This window comes from Haloactinopolyspora alba (assembly GCF_003014555.1).
Classification (GTDB): Bacteria; Actinomycetota; Actinomycetes; order Jiangellales; family Jiangellaceae; genus Haloactinopolyspora; species Haloactinopolyspora alba.
The window spans coordinates 141,613-159,834 of the sequence record NZ_PYGE01000001.1; the positions used below are offsets into that span (position 1 = coordinate 141,613).

Below are 18,222 nucleotides of genomic sequence, written 5' to 3' on the forward strand. Positions count from 1 at the left end.
CCGGCGCGTCTACCGGCCCGGATCGTTCGCTGTCTCGTCCTCGGCGGTCCCGTTGTCCGAGTGGATCCTCCACAGGAACCGATCCATCTCGCTCGGCTCGTCCGGGTCCCCGAGCTCGTCCAGGTCTTCCGGGTCCTCCACCGTCGACCCGGTCGCCGGGTCGGTCAGCCACACCAGCTCGGCCAGCGCCACTTCCTCGGCCTGCAGCCTGGCCATGTTCAGCCGGCCCACCTTCGCCAGGTACTCCTCCCCGGCCGGGTCCGGGCCCGCCAGATGGTCCTGCAGCTGCTGGATCCGGGTCTCGACCTGCTCGCCCAAGGTCGAAAAGAACTCCGTCGGGTCCTCCAGCGCTGCTACCCGATCCGGGGCCGCCTGTTGCCAGTGCTTCTGCGCCATCTGCGCGTACCTGTTCATCACGCTCACTCTCCGTCCCTGCCCACAACGACTCCAGACTCAGCTGCCCGTCGATCTCCTGTTTCTGCTTGCGCCGCGGCATCAGCCACCACGTCTCCCCTCACGCCCGTGTCGGTCACAGACGTGGTGGACCACCCCCGCGCACACACCTCGAGCTACGCCCCTCGCCCGGTGAGCCGCCGAACCCGCTCGAGAATCTGCCCCAACCGGTCCGTCGCACTGTCGGCGTCTCCCGTGTCGGGCCGGTCGAGCAGGTCCACCAGGCATGCCGCCGCCGGCGCGGGACGGCCCGGGATCGGCGCCAGCGCGGCCGGCACCGACGCGGACACCACCCGCAGAGCCAGATTCCCCACCGCATCCTCGCTCAGGCCATGCGCGGCCACGACCGCGTCGACAGAGCCTTCGGGCACGTACACGTCGATCGCGTCACCCACCGGCGACGTCATCTCCCCCGCGCGAGCCAGGCCGCGGGGGCCGCCCAGGCTGACGCGGCCGTCATCGGCAAGCCGGTACGTTCCGGCACGGTCCAGGACGTAACTCCTGCGCACAGCACGACCAGCCAGCCACCGCGACCACCCGTCCGCATCCGGCGCCGAGGACAAGTTCTCCCGCAGCCGCTGCCGCGCCGACCCAGCCACCGGCACCGCCGCCAGCAGCCCCGACAACCCGGACTGTTCCTGCCGGTCCAGCAGCGTGGCCGCGGCGAGCACCGCCCATGCATGCGCGGGCGTCACCGTCTGCCCCACCGTTGGCGCCTCGCGGCGCCGCTGTTCCACCGACGCCGGGTCGAGCAGCCACACCCCAGAGACCCGCCGACCCCGCAGTGCCCCCTGCCGCAGCAGCTTGCGCACCCGGGTCTCGGACACGCCCAACACCCGGGCCGCTTCGGATACCCCGATCCAGTCCATCCCTCGTGATTATTCCGCCTCCGGAACCTTCCCCGTGCGGTGGTCACGACGAATGTGCGCGCCGGTGCGCCACCCAGTCAGTGAGACCCACCGAACCTGGACGGCGCCGACGGTGCAGCAACACCGCCGGCGCCCGGACACCAGCAAACGACCCCTTTACCCGGAGGTACCTGCGATGCCCACCGAGCAGCCTACGCACCAGCACCAGCCGACGCCGGGCGGTCACTGCAGGGTCGACCGCGCCCCGCTCCCGCGCCGCGGCACTGGCGCTGCCACACAGTTGGACCTGTTCGGCGACGTCCTCGCCGCCGAGCAGCGCGACCAGCGCATCCTCCACGAGGCGGCCGCGTGGCGGGCCCGGTTCGACCGAGTCGAATGGTCCTCACCGCTGCCGAACATCACACCCCGACTCGGGTACCGGTGCCCGGACCCCGACTGCCGCCAGGTCGAACCCGCCGCGTTCGTGCTCGCCATCAACCACGGATTCGACCCCGACACCCCCGGCCGCCAGCCACATCACGGCCGCTGCCACCGCGTCACCCGCCGAGGCGGTGACCACCAGTGAGCACAAAGATCCTCACCCGCCAGATCTGCCTGAGCTGCCAGCGCCGCACACCGCACGAGGAACTACGCCGCGACGACGGCACCCACGTGCCCGGCAAGACCATCCTCGTCTGCGAGACCTGCGGCATCGTCACCACCGCACCGAAGAGGTGAGACGGTACGCCGACACTCGCGGTGGGTGCGTCGCGCCGCGGTCGGACAGTGTGATCAGTGACTCGCGTGGGTCTACTCGCCGCATGCGGTGCAGTACACGATCTCTTCGGAGCTGATCGGGTCGTCGTAGTAGACGGTGACGTCGTGCACCGTGACGCGGCCGCAGTGTTCGCAGTGCTGGTGTCGGGTCGTGGCCAGTCGCATGGTGTCGGTCCTCTGCCGCCGGGAAACGGAGGGTTGGCGGGTGTGCCTGTGACCTGCACGCTAGACACGCGGACGGCGAAATCTGGTCGCGATTTCTCGAGATTTCGCATGCTGGGTCTGTACGGGCGTTCGGTTGCTCCGTACCGTCAGGGACACGCCCAACTACCCCGGAAGGTGGCGACCATGAAGCTCCGGTTCCTCTACTCCACCAGCCCTGGCGGCTCGTGCCCGACGCTGTACGAGACCGACGACGGACGCATCGTCGTGCAGGGTTCCGCGCTCACCGACGCCGAAGCGCTGGATCAGCTGCGTGACGTCCTCGACGGCGAGACCGCGGTGGTTGTGCCGCGGGAACTGCTGGCCGGCTTCGACCCGAAAGCCTGACCGTTGGCCGGACTGATCACCGGCGACGCGTTCACCGACCTGTTCCGCGAGTTCGCCCACACCGCGTACCGGCTCGAGGTCCGCCGGGCCTACGACACCGAGGCCGACGACACGCTGCCGCGCTTCCTCGCCGGCGAGGAACCGGACCTGCCGTGGTTCCAGCCGTGGTTGGACCTGATGGTCGAGCAGACCGGGCAGGGCAAACGGGTCGAGCGAGTCCGCGTCGTCGACGACCCGCCGTCGGACTACCTGCGGTTCGAGATGTGGCTGAACCCGCACAACCAGGCCGCCGGCGAGGACATCCGTTACCTACACCGGCACACCGCGGCCCAGCTCGGGCTACCCGGCTACGACTACTGGCTGTTCGACTCCCGCATCCTCGCGAAGCTCGAGTTCGACGACGACGGCGACCGATTCCTCGGCGTCACCCTCGACGACACCCCGACCGAAGTCGTCACGCACAACTACTGGCGCGACGCCGCCTGGCACTACGCCGAGACGTTCGACACCTACCAGCAGAGGATCAGCGCCGCCGCCCGGTGACCAACTTCCAGACCGCACGACACGCCCTCGGTGCACGGCTGCGCGAGCTGCGCACCGAGGCAGGTCTGACCGGACGCGACCTCGCGCATGTGCTCGCCTGGCCGGCGTCGAAGGTGTCCAAGCTCGAACTCGGCAAGCAGACACCCACCCGCGACGACCTCACCACCTGGGCCCGCGGCGTCGGCCAACCCACGGCGGCCGACGAACTGCACCAGCGGCTACGCACCCTCGAGTCACACTACGCCGCCTGGAAACGCCAGCTCGCCGCCGGCAACCGCGCCCGGCAGGAAGCCTGGGGCACTCTCGAGGACAACTCCCGGCAGGTGCTCAACCTCGAAACTGGGTGCATCCCCGGCCTGCTGCAGACCGCCGACTACGCCCGTGCCATGTTCACCCGGGTCGCCGACGTATACAACTCACCCGTCGACGTCGACGAGGGTGTCGCGGCGCGGATGCGCCGCCAACAGATCCTGTACGAGCCCGGCCGCGAGTTCCACTTCTTGGTGCTCGAAAGCGCCCTACATATCCAGCTCGCCCCGCCGGAAGCGATGGCCGGCCAGCTCGACCGCCTCGCCGGCGCCGTCGGCGTCCCCAGCTTCACGTTCGGAATCATCCCGCTGGCCGCACCCATGCCCATCACACCGTTCCACGGCTGGTGGATCTACGACCGCAAGCTCGTCAAAGTCGAAACCGCCGCCGCCGAACTCACCATCACCGACGAATCCGAAGTCGACATCTACCTACGACTCTGGGACCAGTTCACCGACATCGCCGTGTACGGCGCCGACGCACACCGCCTCATCGCCCGCGCTCACGACTAGCGATCACCCGTACCTGTGTTCGATAATGCGGTCATGTCGGCCCAATACCACAACGAGGAGATGCCAGACCGCATCCCGAAGCAGAACCAAGGCCGCATCCCCGTGATCGCCCGCCTGGTCGACGACGAGAACGGCGTGCACTACCGGCCCGCCGAAGCGCGCAGATGGACATCCACACACGTCATGGTCGACGTCCACCACACCGGCGCCCTCGGCCGCGACCGACTTGCCTGGCTGCGCGCCCAAGATGTGCACCGCATCCTCCGCACTGAGCACACCGGATTGCCAATAGGCAGGTCCAACCGCCAACGAAACTAACGAGCGAATCACCGCCCGAGCATGTCAGCTAGGGCGTGTCTCCCAACTCAGCGGCGTCGACGGGTGGTCCCTCGGCGGACGCCACCATGGTATCGACGAGAGCGTCGATCCTGGCGGCCGCGGCCGTCAGCTGCTCGAGCCGGCGCGCGATGCGCTCTTGCTGTCCACGTACCTCATCGATCATGCCGGCGCTGATGCGCCCCGTCGATTCGCAGCGCAGCAGCAGCGCGATGGAGCTGCTGGGCAAACCGGCCGAGTAGAGGCACTGGATCAGCCGCACCCGGTCCGGCGCGTCCGTGGCGTAGACACGCTGCCCCGTCGGCGTGCGGTCGGCTGCGAGCAGTCGCTGCTCCTCGTAGTAGCGCAGCGACCGGATGCTCACACCCGTGGCGCGGGAGAGCTCTCCGATCCTCATGTTCGATCCCTTCAACGGCTTGCCCCTTACATGGATGTTAGGTCCTACCGTCGGTGAAGCCTCGCAGACGACGAGGCGAGCCGACGAGAGGATGCTCGATGAGACTCAGCGGACAGACCGCTTTTGTGACCGGCGCGAACCGAGGTATCGGGCGCGCATTCGTCTCAGGATTCCTGGCGCGGGGGGCGAGCAGGGTCTATGCCGGCGTGCGCGATCCGCTGTCGATCGATGACGAGCTGAGCCACGACCCGCGCGTGGAGGTCGTGCGCCTGGAGGTCACCGATCGCGGTGAGATCACCAGGGCCGCGGACGTAGCCAGCGACACCACCGTCCTGGTCAACAACGCCGGCGCCGTGGCATTTGAGTCGCTGCTCACGGGATCTCTCGAGACGGCGCGGCGACTGTTCGACACGAACGTGTTCGGGCCGTGGGAGCTCACCCGCGCCTTCGCGCCCGCGCTCCGCGCATCGCGCGGCGCAGTCGTCAACGTACTCTCGGCCATCGCGTGGTTCTCGCCGCCGCAGAACGGCGCCTACGGGGCGACGAAGTCGGCCGCGTGGAGCCTGTCCAATGGCCTCCGGTCGGAGCTCGCTCCGGCTGGCGTCCTGGTGCAGGGCCTGCACTTCGGCGCCGTCGACACGGACTTTTCCGCCGGATTCGACATCCCGAAGATCGCGCCGGAAGACGTCGTGCGCGCATCGCTCGACGGACTGGAGGCGGGCACGGCCGAGGTGCTCGTCGACACCGAGAGCCGGGCCGCGAAGGCCGCGCTGACGGGTGAACCCAACGGCTACGTCCGGGCCATGGCGGGCTAGCCACGTCTCCTAAATGCGTGTCCAGGTGATGCACGCTGAGAGCAGGACGGCGGCTCGGTAGGTGATGGCGAGCTTGTCGTAGCGGGTGGCCAGGGCGAAGCAGCGTTCGACGACGTTGCGGCCCTTGTAGGTCACGGCGTCCAGCGTTGGTGGGCGCCCGCCGGCGGAACCCTTGTGCTGGCGGGCGGCGGTCTCGTCCTTCTTCTGCGGGATCACCGCCTTGATGCCCCGGCCGGCAAGCATCCGGCGGGCCTTGCCGCTGGTGTACGCGCGGTCGGCGATCACGGTGTCGGGACGTGTACGTGGCCGTCCTGGTCCCAGGCGTGGGACGCGGATATCTGCCAGCACGTCGACGAGCACCGCGCCGTCGTTGCGCTGACCACCGGTGACCACGGCCGCGAGCGGGCGACCGCGCCCGTCGACCGCCGCGTGGATCTTCGTGCTCAGCCCGCCGCGCGAGCGACCGATGCCGTGACCAGCAGGCTCACGCTCACCCCCGAGCGGGCTGTGGACGAACCCGGCCGGTGTCGGCGTGTAGTTCGACGTCGCCCCCCTGTGTCCTGCTCCGGTCGCGAGGTGTTGGTGCCGTGCTGGTGGGCACGGCTGATCGTCGCGTCCACCGACACGTTCCAAACGATCTTCCCCGCCGCGTCGGCCTCCGCAAGTAGCCGCGCCAGCACGCGGTCCCAAGTCCCGTCACCGGCATACCGGCGGTGCCGCTTGCACACCGTTTTCCATGGCCCGAACTCCTCGCGCGGCAAGTCACGCCACGGGATCCCGGTCCGGTAGCGGTAGACGATCCCCTCGACCACCCGCCGGTTGTCACCAAACGGGCGCCCTCGGCCGACCGACGTTCGAGGGCAACATCGGCTCGATCTGCTCCCACTGCTCATCAGCCAGGGCCCGGTACCGCGAAGACGTCACCCGGCCAGTCTGCCGCGCGCCTCAGCACCTATTAAGGAGACACGCCCTAACCCGCCGATGCGAAGCTCCGCGACAGTGGCCGCGAGCGTACTGCGCGCACGTGGTGCGCCAGCCTCCGTGACCGTCTGCGTATCGACGGTATGCCTTGCTCCAGCACCACGCCGGCCGTCGGGATTCGACAGCCGGTGGATGTCCTCCCTGGCAGTCCGTCTCGTGACAGGGTAGATCTCGCTCAGATCCGCAGGTTGCGCAGTACCGGAAGAATAGCGTCTGCCAGGGCTGCATGGCCGGCGTCGTTGGGATGCACCCCGTCGTCGCACAGAAGTTGCGGCGATCCGTTCACTGCCAAGCGGAACTGTTCGACATAGGTGAGACCCAGGTCACTGCTCGTGGTCGTGATCCATTCGTGAATTCGTGCAGCACGCGGTGACAGGTCGCTTGTAGGAAAGTACGCCGTGACCACGACGTGTGCACCATGTAGCTCCTCGCGGAGGCGGGTGAGATCTCGGCGGATACTCGCGTAGATGTCTTCGCCATGCTCATCCATGAACTGAAGATCGTTGGCAGCAAGGCACACCACGACCACGTCGGGCGTCAACCGGATGGCCGCGTCCAGAAGGGTTGTGTCCGTCGACGACGGCGACAGTTCCCCACGACCGTCCCGCGGGCCGCGGCGACGGTAGTAACCCATTCCGTTGATCGCCAAGGCAACTTCCCGCCAGCCGAGCGTGTCGCTCATAATGCTCGGCCAACGGGCCCGTGGAGCAGTCGTACCGCGCCAGCCAGTGACGATGGAGTCGCCATAGAACACGGCGGTGGGATGGTTCCTGGCTTGATCGGGGGTCGGCATCGCGCGAACGCTATCAACGCTGAATACGGCCACCACGGTTACGACCCCTTCCCGCACTACATAAGCCCGGTTCACCCAACGCAGCGTTGAAAAACGGCATCGCGCACCGCGGCCGCCTCTCGCACACCGGGATCGTGGTCTGCGTCGCTTCCGAGAGCGGAGCGAACGGCGTGACGCCGCTTCCGGTACACGATGTGAGCCGCGACGAGCATGTCCCGGTCGGCGCTGGGCAGGTCACGGACCCACTGCCGTATCCGGGTCCAGCTCAGCTCGTCCGCACCGTCATCGCGGTCCGGCAGAACGATGCCTGTCCACGTGGTCCGGTAGGCCGGTCCACCTGACCACAGCTCGGCCCCGCAGCCGCCACAGTCCCGGCCCACGAGATCACCTCGTCCGGTGCGACGACCAGGTCGCCAGCGAGGGATCCGGTGAAGTAGTACCGCAGGATCGTCAGCTCGAACGGGCTCAGATCGGTAGCCATGCCGGGTCCTCCCAGTCAGTCGACGTTGTCTTCACTGAATGGGTGGCCCGCCGGTGCGCACACACGCCGGTGCCCTACAGTCGCTGTCACTAAGGGCTGCGTGTACGGCTCAACGTTGCGTATACTGGGCTTCAGGCCGGTCCATCGCGGTGGATTCGGAAGTGAACCCGGGAAGTTCCCGCTCGGAGTGGGGTCCCGGGTTTCGCGCTGTCTGGGGTCAGATCACCAGTTCAGTGATCTTGCCGTCGAGGATGTCCCGGTAGGTGGGGTCGCCAGCATAGGCAGACATCACCGCGCCGACGGCGATATCCGCGACCGCCAGCAACGGCGTCGAGGGCCCTGGCACGTGATCGAGTCGGAACGGTCCGGAGATAATCTTCTGATTGCGCAGGCCGAGCAGCAACTGCACGTCTCGCGCGTTCTGCTTCGCTTCGCGGGCCTCGGCGATTACCTGGGTAACGCCCAGGTCGCACAGCTCGGGCAACAGGCGGGTTAGACACTGCCTCCTGCGCCTTTCGGGCCTGGTGCCCGACGGCGCCGCAGCCAAGACAACGACGAGATGCTCGACCCCAGCCAACTCCGCTACCGTGCGTGCCAGCAGTGTCCGGCGTTCGGTCTTGTGTTCGTCGTACCAGTGCAGCTTCCGCGACCGCGGTACCGTGATCGCGCGGAGCGCATCGGCGATCTCCTCGGCGGCCGTAGTATCGATCAGCGACGCGGCCAAGCTGTACGTATGGCCCCGGTACACGGCCTCGCACTCGTCGACGTAGGCGGTCCAGGTCACGACCGACCTGTTCCGAGCGCCCGGGTGTTGGCGACGCTGCGGAGTTCTTGCAGGTCGGGGATGTGGTTGTACAGGGTGCCGCGACTGACACCGAGGATCCGCGCGATGGAGTCGACGGTGTGGTCCGGGTTGGGCAGCATGTCCCGTGCGGCGCGGATCAGGTCGTCGGTGACCACCGTCGGGCGGCCACCGACGCGGCCGCGGGAGCGGGCGGCGGCGAGGCCTTCGTGGGTGCCGGCGACGATGAGCTCGCGGACGAATTCCGACAGTGCGGCGAACACGTGGAAGATCAACCTGCCGCCGGGTGTGGTGGTGTCGAGCTGTTCGTGCAGGCTGCGGAACCCGACGTCACGGGCCCGGAGGTCGGCGACCATGGTGATCAGGTCGTGCAGGGTGCGCCCGTAGCGGTCCAGGCTCGGCACCACCAGCGTGTCCCCGGCGGTGAGGAACGCGTGCGCGGCCTTCAACTCGGGGCGTTCGGCGGTGCGGCCGGACTTCTTGTCCGCGAACACCCGCCGGCACCCGGCCTGCTGCAACTGGTCGATCTGCCGGTCCAGGTTCTGCTCGGTCGTGGACACGAGGGCGTAGCCGATCAGGATCTCCGAGCGCCGCGCCGGCGAGGGAGTGAGCAGATCGTCGGGGTCGGCGGCGTTCGTCATGACCCCGTATCGTGTCAGCAATCGCCGACAGGGTGTTGCTGACACCCGGGGGTTGTCGGGAATTCCTGACGTCGGTGGCCTGCGGATTCGTGGTCCTCGGGGTGATGTCAGGAAACGATTGTCTACTGACGTTCAGTTGGAGCGACGCGCGTTCATGGAAAGTGGGCCCCGGGAGCGTGATTCGTGCTCCTCGGGGCCCAACCGCTCCACCACGCAGCAGCGTGCACGATGCGCCAGTCACGTCCGGCACGAGCTACACTCCTCGCGCATGACTGATACTGCCTATTGGGGATTGCACAAACGCGACCACAAGAGGATGTTCAAATCAATGTCAACCGTCGCATTTGGAGCAGGCGGAGCCAGAAACTCAAATCCACGATTATTGAATCGATAGAGACACTTGTTGGCTCGGTGATTCCCGTTCACGTAATAATCGACGCCAATTTCGTGCGATGGTGCCTGATCGTGTTCACCGACAATCGATACACGACCGCCAGGATGAGAAAAGAAGGCAGCACCGTAACTGATCGCAGGCGCCGCTCCGCCTGCACACAGCGGATCGCTAGCATCATGTTCCAAATACGTGTAGGCCATATCTGGTTCGTAGTTCTGGTAGATCGGTTCCCAGTTCAAATCAGATTCAGCCTCTTCAACCGTTTCGAAATAGTACCATTCATCGAGTGGTTCAGGAGCTTCTTCGGTGATCTTCTCGTCGATAGCGGTCGTACCCACCTTCCCGTGCCATGAGGCAGTTGAAGTTGTTGGATCGGTAGCCCCTTGAGGCGTGTAGAACCGACTCCGCCACCGCGTGGACGTGCGTGATGATTCCTCACCCGGAATATCCCAGCCGAAATTGCCTGATTCGGTGAATTCTCTTGGGATTCCATCCGCTCCGATAGCAAAGAATTCATTGATTGTCTGGGCGGCCGTGCCATCCCCGCGGAATAGGTGATCAGACGGGAGGATGAGTTCGGGACAGAGCACTTGTGACAAGGAACTTTCGACATGATGGGGTGGAATAAATGTGTTCCACCATACATTGTGTCCTTCGACCCTCTCCTCCTGATTGATCTCCTTACCGTCAGACAGCTCCATGGCCTTGACTTCAGAGAAGGTCCGTCCGCGATAATCTCGCCGCTCTGGTACATCAATCATGAAGAAGTATGGTTTGAACGTGCCGACAGAACCATTGGTGTGGAGCGCGCGTATCTTGTACAGATGACCCCTTCTTGGGTCAGCTCTTCGATCCACAAATTGGGTCGAGCTAACAGTCTCGATCGCGCGACCATCGCGAACAATCTGCCAGGTAGTTGCCGAAGATACTTCGTCCGGAACACCCCAGTCCAATGCGATTTGTTCGGCGTCAGCAGTCCACTCGATCAGTTGGTGATTCGCGCTTTGCGCCGTCCGCTCGACTCGCAGTTCTTGGTCCTTAACAACATCCGACGAATCAAGCGAGAGTTTCAACAGCAATTCTCGAGTAGACCCCGCGCTCGGGGCACTTTTCGGCGCCATCCCAGAGTTCTCGAGCGAAAGAGTGACAATCGACTCGGAACCAACGTCAGATTCGGCAAGTGCTCTCGTTTCGTAAACGGACGCTACCGCGAGTCCAGTGGCGATAGATAATGCACAATACGCCAGATTTCGGGAGCACTGTAAGGCTTTAGACATCGACACCCCAAAGAATTTTGCCCGTCACACGTCCAATTCTGGCAATATCGTCGACGATTTCCCCATCTGACCACTTATGATGCATCCGGTCAATGTGGTGTAAATCACAAGCTTTTGCTGCCCGGCCATGCCGGCCCTGTACAGCGCAGTCTCGATGCCGGAGAACATCGACCTGCGAGGTGGGTCTTGACTTGAACTCCATGATATGGTATTAAAAGAATATGTGGCGTCGAAAGAGCCAAATGCCCGATCCTCGAGTTCGCTATCGCAAGCCTTTGGAGCTTCCCGATTTCGCTTGGGGCGCATTTGGTGCGTATTTGACTGCGTGTGCCGCGATGGGATTCTTAGGAACATTCGTAATCGATGACCAGTGGTCCGCAGGGCTCTTTTTGGCTGGCGTGACCGCTGTTGCTGCCGTTCCGATTCTCACGCTTATTGTTATACCGACGACATTCTTTATCGAGAGAAAATTCAATCGGCACGGACTGGCCAGTATACGTCGCCTGATAGGAATCTACAGTTTTCTCGGTATAGTAGTAGGGGCGCCTTGGGCGATGGCCGAATGGTCGATACTGATTGTGAGCATTTTAGCATCTCTTGTGGGGCGGGGTGTTGCCGAGCTAAGCAGTGTTCGTGAGCGGTCTGATCGGGATATATACTTAGATCCTCGCCGCAACTGACCATAATTGTCAGCGCCCGAGCTGCTGCCATTGACTAGTGGGCGAATCTTCGCGTGTTGCCTCATTTCAATAGGCTCGCGAGGGTTATTTCGTTGCGTCATGTGGGAAGGTCCGGCTGAATGGGGTGAAGGCGTGGTTGACCGGTGGTTGGGTGCGTGTTCTTTCTTTGCCTGCGCGAGGATTTCCAGTTTGCCGGTCAGGGCGAGGATCTGCCGGGACGGGGCGGCGGCTTGTCTCGCAGGCCGAATTCCTCGAATTGGCCGTCGATGTACAGGGGGCAGCTGGATCGGCTCAGAGCGGTCGGAGGGCAGCGATTACGGCAGGTCGGCGCCGATCAGGCCAGCGACGTGTTCGACGTTCGTGGTGATGTCTTGTCCGCCGAACAGCTCGGCTGGATCTCCGACGTTGGTGCTGAGCTGCCCGAGGATCGTGGCGAGGTCGTCGGCGAAGTCGAAGGGCCGCTCCCCGGCGGCTGTGAGGTACCGGTCGCGGGCGAGCTGTGTGAGCTCGTCTACGGCGACGTCGATGACCTCGTCACGGGACGTGATCATGATGTCGATCTCGTCGCCGTAATTGTCGATGCGGGTGGTCATGGGTGGTCTCCTTCTGGATGGTCGCCGCTGGTGTGGTGGCGGCGCAGGATGGTGATGAGCTGGGTGGTGGCGGTGGCGCGGTCGAGGCGGCGCCAGTGTTTGGAGGTGTCGAGGATCTGGTGCAGCTGTTCGTGGCAGGTCCGGCACATGGGCACGAGGTCGGTGTGGTGTTCGTGGCCGAGGTTGTCGTAGCTGGTGTGGTGCAGGTCGCCGGCCGCGAGCGTCCATTCGTGCTCACAGATGGCGCAGCGCGGTGTCTGCCCGGTGAGCAGGGTCTGGTCTCGGTACCAGCGTTCGCGGCGACGCCACCAGGCGGGTGAGGTCATGTAGGTGGCGTAGCGGCGGCGGTAGGCCGCGCGGCGGGCGTCGACACGTGCGAGGGGCCGTAGCGGCCTCACGATGCTCCCCTTCCCTGGCCCGCGGTGCTGGGCCCGTCGATGAGGCGGCGCAGGTGCCGGCGGGCGCGGGTGACGCGGAGCCGGTCGGCGGGCTGGTCGGTGCGGTAGGTGTCGAGGACGGTGAGCGCGCACCGGGCGGCCTGGTAGGGCGGGTGGGGTGCGTGGTCACCGATGTCGATGTGCTCGCCTGGCTGGCGGCCGACGGTGAGGGCGTCCATGGCGTCGCCGAGCACGGTCATGGCGAGCAGGTCCCGCATTGTCGGTCGTTCGGTGTCGAGGATGTACGCGGCGGAGGCGAGGATTTGCCAGGCTTCGCGGATCGCGGCCGGCGCCGTCGTCTGCGTGCTCATGTCGTCACCTGCTCACTGGTCGTTGTCGCGGTGGTGCCGGCCTGGGCGGCGAAGGCGTCGCCGATGCGGGTTTCGACCTCGCGCCGGTTGGTGTCGATCCGGTCGGCGTCGTCGCGGCTGGTCCATGCGGTGAGGTCGAGCATGATCGGGGCGGCGGAGCGGAGCATGAGCACGCCGGTGCCGAACGGCAGGGTGCGTAGCGCGGCGGTGTCCAGGATGGGGACGCGGCGCAGTGAGGTCTGCCTCGAGCGCGATTTGTCCCCGCGACCGGTAGAGCGGGACAGGGAGACGGTTTCGTCGTCGCGTTCGCCGATGAGGGTGGCGAGGTCTTGGAGGTCTTTGCTGGTGGAGGCGCCACCGAGGATGATTTTCGCGATGGCGGATTCCCAGATGGTGTGGGCGGTGTCGTCGCCCCACCCGGCGCGTAGTTGGGCGAGGGATTGGAACACGGCGGTGGTGACGAGTCCGGTGCCGCCACCTTCGGACATCAGTGTCGGTAGCGAGTTCAGCGGGACGAGGTTGCCGATCTCGTCGAGGACGAGACTCAACGGCGGGTCGAGCCGCGCCGCTGGGGCGGCCGCGGCGAGTTTCCGCGCGGTTTCGACCATGTCTTCGATGAACGCGCTGATCAGGGGTGCGGCGTTGCCGGCGCCGGTGGCGGTGCCAAGCAGGTAGAGGGTGCCGCGGCTGGTGAGGAATTCGGCGGGGTCGAACTGCTCCCCCGGGCCGGGTGAGACGGCGTCGAGCACGTGGGGCGCGGCGAGTGAGCCGAGGGCTTGGCGCACACCGAGCCAGATCGAGTCGCGGGTGCGCTCATCGGCCGTCGCGGCAGCTTCGAGTGCGGCGGCCCAGCCGGTGGCCGCTCGTGGGTGGTCGGTGAGCACGCGGACGGCTTCGAGCGCGGCGACTGGGTCGATCGACCACCGGTACAGGTCGGCCGCGCCGCGGTTGTCGAGCGCGGCGGCGTGCAGCATCCCCCGCAGGGCGGCTTCGGTCTGTCCTTGCCAGAACCCGCCGTTCTCCACGCCTTTGCCGCCGATCTCGCTGGCCGAGGCGAGCCCGCGGGCGCGGACCATCGCCGTCTGTGCCTCTTCGCAGCCACGGACCGGCGACCAGCGCAGCCCGCCGGGGATGCCGGGCGCGAGCTGTTGCGGGTCGAACACCGCCACTGGGCCGACCTGCTGGCGGGCGGTGAGGGTGGCGGTGATGTTGTCCGGGCGGGTGCTGGTGGTCACGACGGCGCCGGGCGCGTCCAGGATCATCGGGATCACCAGGTGCAGGCCCTTGCCGGAGCGCGGCGGGCCGAGGATGATCCGCGAGTCCTCAACCGTCGAGTACACGTCGACGCCGCGGGAACACCCGAGCCGGTGCCCCACCTCCCCCGGTTGTGGGTTGTCGAGGCTGGGCCGCAGCCGGGACGCGCGGGCCATCAGCGCCGCGCGGCCGGCGACACGGGCGACGTCTCGGCGCTCGGCCGTCCCATCCGGGTACCCGGTTCTGGCCCCCGCCGTGCCGCCGTGCCGGCGGCGCCACGCCAGCACCGCTGTGACCACTGTTGCGACGACGAGCGCGGTGATGATGCCGGTAGCGGACCACACCAGCCCGGCGGCCGGCATCGGCGTACCCCACGCCGCCTCAGGTGCGGCGGGGTGGCGGATTGCGCCCCACGCACCGCCGGCGGTGAACGGCGGAGCCGGGTGTCCGGTGGCCAGCGCCGACAGGGCGGCGCCGCACCACACCAGCGCAAGCACCAGCCCGGCGGCGAGGGTGGCGAGGATGAGCGCGATGACGGCGGGCGCGTCGCGGTCACGTTCGGTCGGTTCGCTGGCCATCGCCGATCACGCCCCCTCAATCGCGACGGGCGCGGGTTCGTCTCTGGTGGCGGCTTCGGAGTTCCTGAACTCACCGGGGTTGGTGTGCATGCGCTGGTCGGTGTTGGTGAGGTTCTTTTCGGCGTCGGTGAGGTGGTTGTGCACGACGAACGAGCGGTTCCCGACCCGCCAGAGCCCGACGCCGCGGTCCAACCGCGGCAGCATGCCGGCTTCTTGACTGTTGAGGCCGACGACGTCGGCGGTGGTGCGGATCTGGTCGGCTTTCTGGCGGTAGATGATCCTTGTGGCGGTGTCGGCGATGAGGCCTTCGGCCAGGGCGCGTTGTTCGCTGCCGGCGTCGCCGACGGCGGAGCCGTCGCTGTAGCGGTGCATGATCGCGACGTTGGAGATCCCGAGACCGCGGGCGAGTTTCCACTGCGACTGCATCCGCCGCAGCAGCGGCAGTTCGCGCATGATCCGCCACGCCTCGTCGTAGACCATGAACCGCCGCCCACCGTCGGGGTCGCGCACGGCGGCTTCCATCCACGACGACGCGCACGTCATGACCAGCGGCATCGCCGGGTTGGACTCGCCGAGCCGGGAGATGTCCACGCTCATCGCCGGCAGGTTCGGGTCGAAGCTGACGGTCGAGGGCTGGTCGAACATGCCGGCGAGCTCGCCGGAGACCATGACCCCGAGCAGGTGACCGAGTTCGTGCCCGGCCTCACGCAACCGGTCGTAGGTGTCGAACCCGACCTGCAGCGGCCGTGCCTGGTCCGGCTGGTGCAGCAGGGACACGACGTGCGGCAGCAGCGGGGTGTCGTGGTTCTCGGTGGCGGTGTCCAGCGCGATCGCCAACGCGGTGTGCTCGGTCGGCGCCAACGAGCGACGGCCCAGCCATTCCGCGAGCGAGCGCAGCAGCTCGAGGCGGTGCGCGCGGACCTCGCGGGCCCAGTCCTCATCCGACAGCCCCGGTGGGCGCAGCCCTTCGTCGAGCGGGTTGATCCGGTTCGCCATCCCCGGACCCACCGCGATGACGGCCCCACCCAACGCTTGCACGATCGGTGTCCATTCGCCTTTCACGTCGCCGGGGATGTAGGCGCGGTGCCCACCACACGCACGCGAGCGGATCACCATGGCCTTGAACAGGGCGGACTTGCCGGACCCGATCTCGCCGACGAGGAAAATGTTCGGGTTGGTCAGCACGCCGGCCTCGTACAGCACCCACGGGTCGAAGAAGAACGACCCGGACGTGTACACCTCGGTGCCGATCAGCATCCCGTCCGCACCGAGGCCACCTTCGGCCTGGAACACGTACAGACCGCCCAGGTTCCTCGTGGTGGCCCGATGCGGCGCGAGACGGAACCGGCGCCGCGTGCGCAGCGCGTGCGGACGCCTCTCCCCCGCCGCGGGCACCTGCCGGCGAACCCGCTCCTCCTCCGCGGTCGCGGCGCGCCGCGCCGCCGCGTCGGCCACATCGGATTGGCGGGCCTCGCGGGCGAGTTCCCGCTCCGCGGCGACCCGCGCCCGCCGGGCGGACCAGCTCTCGCGGTTGGGCGTCATCAGCGACGTCGTCGACACGTTGCGTCGGCGGGTCATCGCAGCCCCCGTCCCAGCGGAAGCGCACCAGCGGTGAACGCCTCGGCCTGCTCGCCGTACAGCACCCTGAGTTCGCAGTGCGCCTTGGCCGCGGCGGTGGTGATCTGCCCCACGTTGGCGCGCAGCTCGTCCAGCGACCAGGCGGACACCACCACGAGCCCGGCGTAGTCCATGTCCCCGGCGCCGGCGGCCAGCTCGACCTCACGGCGCCGCGTGTCGTTCCACTCCCGCCGGTCCGATTCGGTTTCGATGACGTCACGCTTGGCGCGCTGACGCGCGTTCGACTCATGATCAACCAGCTCCGCCCGCACCGTGCGGAGCGCTTTCGCCGTCGGCACCGGCCGGAACGTGGTGGACACCGTGCGGCGCACGCCGGAGGTGAGCAACAGCGGCCACAGGAAGTTCACCGGCACCTCCAGCCGCGGCCACTCGGCCACCCACAGCACGCAGTGGAACGCCGAATCCGCGCGCAGATGGTCCCACTCCTCCTCAACGGCCACCGGCCCGGCACGCTCCAGCGCAGTCCCGACCCCCGTCTTGGCGATCTGCGCGAGCGCGGCCGGGTCGTACGCGCCGCGCAACACCCCCGCCATCGCGGTGCTGTCCAGGCACCCGTCCGGGCGCACGTCCATCCCCGACAGCCGCGAGGTGAGCATCCCGACCTGCTGGGCCAGCACCTCCGCCGCCCCAGCCACACCACCACCAGCGTCCTTGACCGCCCGCCCAGCGGCGCGGATGTCCAGGACCAGCGTGATGGTGGTCTCGTGGCGCTCCGAAACCGGCGTCGCCGCAGCAAGCAGCTGCTTGTACGAGGCGACCTCCCACGAATCGTCGTCGCGGCCGTGGGCGCGCCAGTACGCCTCGGCCGCCACACCCGATTCCGGCAGCGTGCGCTCCAGCACCTGCACCCGCATGATGCCCGAGTCCGACGTGCAGAACTCCGACAGCAACGCCCCCCACGCGTCCGCACGGCGGTCCTGCTCGGCCGGCTCGGCCAGCGTCCACGCCCCCGGAATCACCCGAAGCGTCGCGGTGAGGGTTTTGGCGTGCGGGTCGTGCACCATCACCGCACCGGTCGCGTCGTGCACCACCCGGCGCAACCTGGCCGCAGTGCCCGGCAGCGCCAACGTCCCATCCGGGCGCGGTTTGCTCTGTTGCTTGCGGAATGATGCCTGGCGGGCGCGGCGTCGGCGCTGAAACGACACCACGATCGGCAGCCAGTCCGCCAGCTTGCGGCCCTTCACGCTGACGAACGCCAGCACCAGCGGCGGCACCCACGCCGGCGACGTCGCCACCGCCAGGGCAAACTGGCCCACATACAGACTCGGCACCAACACCAACAGCGCCAAGCCCACCCAGATCAACTGCGGCACATGCAGCCCCAGCAGCACACCCCGCTGCGGGCGCCGCCCAAACTGCACCCGCCGCTCCACCGGGCGGTCAGCCGTGTCGGTCGTCACTGATCGTCACCTCCACTCATCTCGTTCGTGTCTGGTGGCGTGGGGGTCAGATGGTGGCGCCGGTGTCGGCGAAGAACGCGATGATCGCGTTCGCGCCGCCCAGCACGATCGCGCCGAGAGCGGCGTAGAGCACGCCCGTCTTCGACTGATCAGCCATGCCGCCACGGTTGGTGACCTTCGCGAACCCGAGTGCGGCCGCGGACACGACCAGGGCCGCGACCGCGGCGACCAGTCCCCAGGCGACCAGCGCGCCCACGATGTCTTTAAGCACTCCGAGGCCGGGCAGACCGGTCGTGTTTGGGGTGATGCCGGGGTTCGTGCCGGCGTTGGTGCCGGGTTCCTTGCCCGGTCCGGCCTGGATGTCGACGGCCAGTGCGGTGAGCTTCTGCAACATCTCCGGTTCCCTTTCCGTTGAGCCAGTGC

Annotated in this window: 24 protein-coding genes and 1 pseudogene; 8 read left to right on the plus strand and 17 right to left on the minus strand. The window is 67.1% G+C overall.

Translation table 11 applies throughout. From position 1 onward, the window contains the following. Positions 1-9: 9 nt before the first annotated feature. Complete coding sequence (locus CLV30_RS26845; protein ID WP_205740342.1) at positions 10-414, minus strand: hypothetical protein; 405 nt, start codon at positions 412-414, stop codon at positions 10-12. Between the two features lie 155 nt (positions 415-569). Beyond that, on the minus strand, positions 570-1,322 hold the full coding sequence (locus CLV30_RS00600) for a helix-turn-helix domain-containing protein (protein ID WP_106535246.1): 753 nt from the start codon (positions 1,320-1,322) through the stop codon (positions 570-572). Positions 1,323-1,497: 175 nt separating this feature from the next. On the opposite strand from CLV30_RS00600, the gene CLV30_RS00605 reads away from it, so the two are divergent. Next, the gene (locus tag CLV30_RS00605) at positions 1,498-1,887 is read left to right on the plus strand and encodes a hypothetical protein (RefSeq protein WP_106535247.1); all 390 of its coding nucleotides are present in this window, start codon (positions 1,498-1,500) and stop codon (positions 1,885-1,887) included. Continuing rightward, positions 1,884-2,039: a hypothetical protein gene (locus CLV30_RS26185; protein ID WP_165358389.1), complete on the plus strand. Its 156-nt coding sequence runs from the start codon at positions 1,884-1,886 to the stop codon at positions 2,037-2,039. The genes CLV30_RS00605 and CLV30_RS26185 overlap by 4 nt, the downstream gene beginning before the upstream one ends. 72 nt (positions 2,040-2,111) lie before the next feature. Here the strand turns inward: CLV30_RS26185 and CLV30_RS27450 are convergent, their stop codons facing one another. Beyond that, a complete protein-coding gene (locus CLV30_RS27450; protein ID WP_276319969.1) occupies positions 2,112-2,243 on the minus strand; it encodes a hypothetical protein in 132 nt (43 codons plus the stop codon). A gap of 183 nt (positions 2,244-2,426) precedes the next feature. On the opposite strand from CLV30_RS27450, the gene CLV30_RS00610 reads away from it, so the two are divergent. From CLV30_RS00610 to CLV30_RS00625, 4 genes are read left to right on the plus strand one after another with little or no spacing between them, the layout of a single operon-like run. Then, positions 2,427-2,627 (plus strand): hypothetical protein, encoded by a 201-nt coding sequence (locus tag CLV30_RS00610; protein WP_106535248.1) that lies wholly within the window; start codon positions 2,427-2,429, stop codon positions 2,625-2,627. A 3-nt stretch (positions 2,628-2,630) separates the two neighbouring features. After that, positions 2,631-3,170 (plus strand): DUF6879 family protein, encoded by a 540-nt coding sequence (locus CLV30_RS00615; RefSeq protein ID WP_106535249.1) that lies wholly within the window; start codon positions 2,631-2,633, stop codon positions 3,168-3,170. After that, positions 3,167-3,991 (plus strand): helix-turn-helix domain-containing protein, encoded by an 825-nt coding sequence (locus tag CLV30_RS00620; protein WP_106535250.1) that lies wholly within the window; start codon positions 3,167-3,169, stop codon positions 3,989-3,991. The genes CLV30_RS00615 and CLV30_RS00620 overlap by 4 nt, the downstream gene beginning before the upstream one ends. Before the next feature lie 33 nt (positions 3,992-4,024). After that, positions 4,025-4,309 (plus strand): hypothetical protein, encoded by a 285-nt coding sequence (locus tag CLV30_RS00625; RefSeq protein WP_129710802.1) that lies wholly within the window; start codon positions 4,025-4,027, stop codon positions 4,307-4,309. Between the two features lie 28 nt (positions 4,310-4,337). Here CLV30_RS00625 and CLV30_RS00630 read toward each other — a convergent pair whose 3' ends face one another. Further along, the gene (locus CLV30_RS00630) at positions 4,338-4,724 is read right to left on the minus strand and encodes a MerR family transcriptional regulator (protein WP_106535252.1); all 387 of its coding nucleotides are present in this window, start codon (positions 4,722-4,724) and stop codon (positions 4,338-4,340) included. 98 nt (positions 4,725-4,822) lie between these two features. On the opposite strand from CLV30_RS00630, the gene CLV30_RS00635 reads away from it, so the two are divergent. After that, positions 4,823-5,539 (plus strand): SDR family oxidoreductase, encoded by a 717-nt coding sequence (locus tag CLV30_RS00635; RefSeq protein ID WP_106535253.1) that lies wholly within the window; start codon positions 4,823-4,825, stop codon positions 5,537-5,539. A gap of 9 nt (positions 5,540-5,548) precedes the next feature. Here CLV30_RS00635 and CLV30_RS00640 read toward each other — a convergent pair. The 6 genes and pseudogenes from CLV30_RS00640 to CLV30_RS25815 all read right to left on the minus strand — a co-directional run bounded on the left by CLV30_RS00640 (position 5,549) and on the right by CLV30_RS25815 (position 10,704). After that, positions 5,549-6,406, minus strand: a pseudogene (locus CLV30_RS00640) (IS5 family transposase). A gap of 289 nt (positions 6,407-6,695) precedes the next feature. Further along, positions 6,696-7,313, minus strand: coding sequence for an SGNH/GDSL hydrolase family protein (locus CLV30_RS00645; RefSeq protein ID WP_106535254.1), 618 nt, complete (start codon positions 7,311-7,313; stop codon positions 6,696-6,698). A gap of 265 nt (positions 7,314-7,578) precedes the next feature. After that, positions 7,579-7,794 carry a hypothetical protein gene (locus CLV30_RS00650; protein ID WP_106535255.1) on the minus strand — a complete coding sequence of 72 codons (216 nt, stop codon included), beginning with the start codon at positions 7,792-7,794 and terminating at the stop codon, positions 7,579-7,581. A gap of 217 nt (positions 7,795-8,011) precedes the next feature. Beyond that, on the minus strand, positions 8,012-8,578 hold the full coding sequence (locus CLV30_RS00655; protein WP_106535256.1) for a hypothetical protein: 567 nt from the start codon (positions 8,576-8,578) through the stop codon (positions 8,012-8,014). Continuing rightward, a complete protein-coding gene (locus CLV30_RS00660; RefSeq protein WP_106535257.1) occupies positions 8,575-9,237 on the minus strand; it encodes a recombinase family protein in 663 nt (220 codons plus the stop codon). Before CLV30_RS00660 ends, CLV30_RS00655 begins: the two co-directional genes overlap by 4 nt. Before the next feature lie 282 nt (positions 9,238-9,519). Further along, on the minus strand, positions 9,520-10,704 hold the full coding sequence (locus CLV30_RS25815) for a hypothetical protein (RefSeq protein WP_129710803.1): 1,185 nt from the start codon (positions 10,702-10,704) through the stop codon (positions 9,520-9,522). Positions 10,705-11,150: 446 nt separating this feature from the next. Between CLV30_RS25815 and CLV30_RS25820 the strand changes: the two genes are divergently transcribed. Next, positions 11,151-11,588 (plus strand): hypothetical protein, encoded by a 438-nt coding sequence (locus CLV30_RS25820; RefSeq protein ID WP_129710804.1) that lies wholly within the window; start codon positions 11,151-11,153, stop codon positions 11,586-11,588. Between the two features lie 314 nt (positions 11,589-11,902). Here CLV30_RS25820 and CLV30_RS00665 read toward each other — a convergent pair whose 3' ends face one another. From CLV30_RS00665 to CLV30_RS00695, 7 genes are read right to left on the minus strand one after another with little or no spacing between them, the layout of a single operon-like run. Further along, complete coding sequence (locus tag CLV30_RS00665) at positions 11,903-12,181, minus strand: hypothetical protein (RefSeq protein WP_106535258.1); 279 nt, start codon at positions 12,179-12,181, stop codon at positions 11,903-11,905. After that, a complete protein-coding gene (locus CLV30_RS00670; protein ID WP_106535259.1) occupies positions 12,178-12,579 on the minus strand; it encodes a hypothetical protein in 402 nt (133 codons plus the stop codon). The genes CLV30_RS00665 and CLV30_RS00670 overlap by 4 nt, the downstream gene beginning before the upstream one ends. Further along, entirely contained in the window at positions 12,576-12,929 is a 354-nt protein-coding gene (locus CLV30_RS00675) for a hypothetical protein (RefSeq protein ID WP_106535260.1), read from the minus strand. Before CLV30_RS00675 ends, CLV30_RS00670 begins: the two co-directional genes overlap by 4 nt. Further along, complete coding sequence (locus CLV30_RS00680; protein ID WP_106535261.1) at positions 12,926-14,761, minus strand: type IV secretory system conjugative DNA transfer family protein; 1,836 nt, start codon at positions 14,759-14,761, stop codon at positions 12,926-12,928. Before CLV30_RS00680 ends, CLV30_RS00675 begins: the two co-directional genes overlap by 4 nt. A gap of 6 nt (positions 14,762-14,767) precedes the next feature. Continuing rightward, positions 14,768-16,339: an ATP-binding protein gene (locus CLV30_RS00685; RefSeq protein WP_205740344.1), complete on the minus strand. Its 1,572-nt coding sequence runs from the start codon at positions 16,337-16,339 to the stop codon at positions 14,768-14,770. Continuing rightward, positions 16,336-17,799, minus strand: coding sequence for an SCO6880 family protein (locus CLV30_RS00690; protein WP_106535262.1), 1,464 nt, complete (start codon positions 17,797-17,799; stop codon positions 16,336-16,338). Before CLV30_RS00690 ends, CLV30_RS00685 begins: the two co-directional genes overlap by 4 nt. A 46-nt stretch (positions 17,800-17,845) precedes the next feature. Further along, the gene (locus CLV30_RS00695; RefSeq protein ID WP_106535263.1) at positions 17,846-18,193 is read right to left on the minus strand and encodes a DUF6112 family protein; all 348 of its coding nucleotides are present in this window, start codon (positions 18,191-18,193) and stop codon (positions 17,846-17,848) included. Between the last annotated feature and the right edge of the window lie 29 nt (positions 18,194-18,222).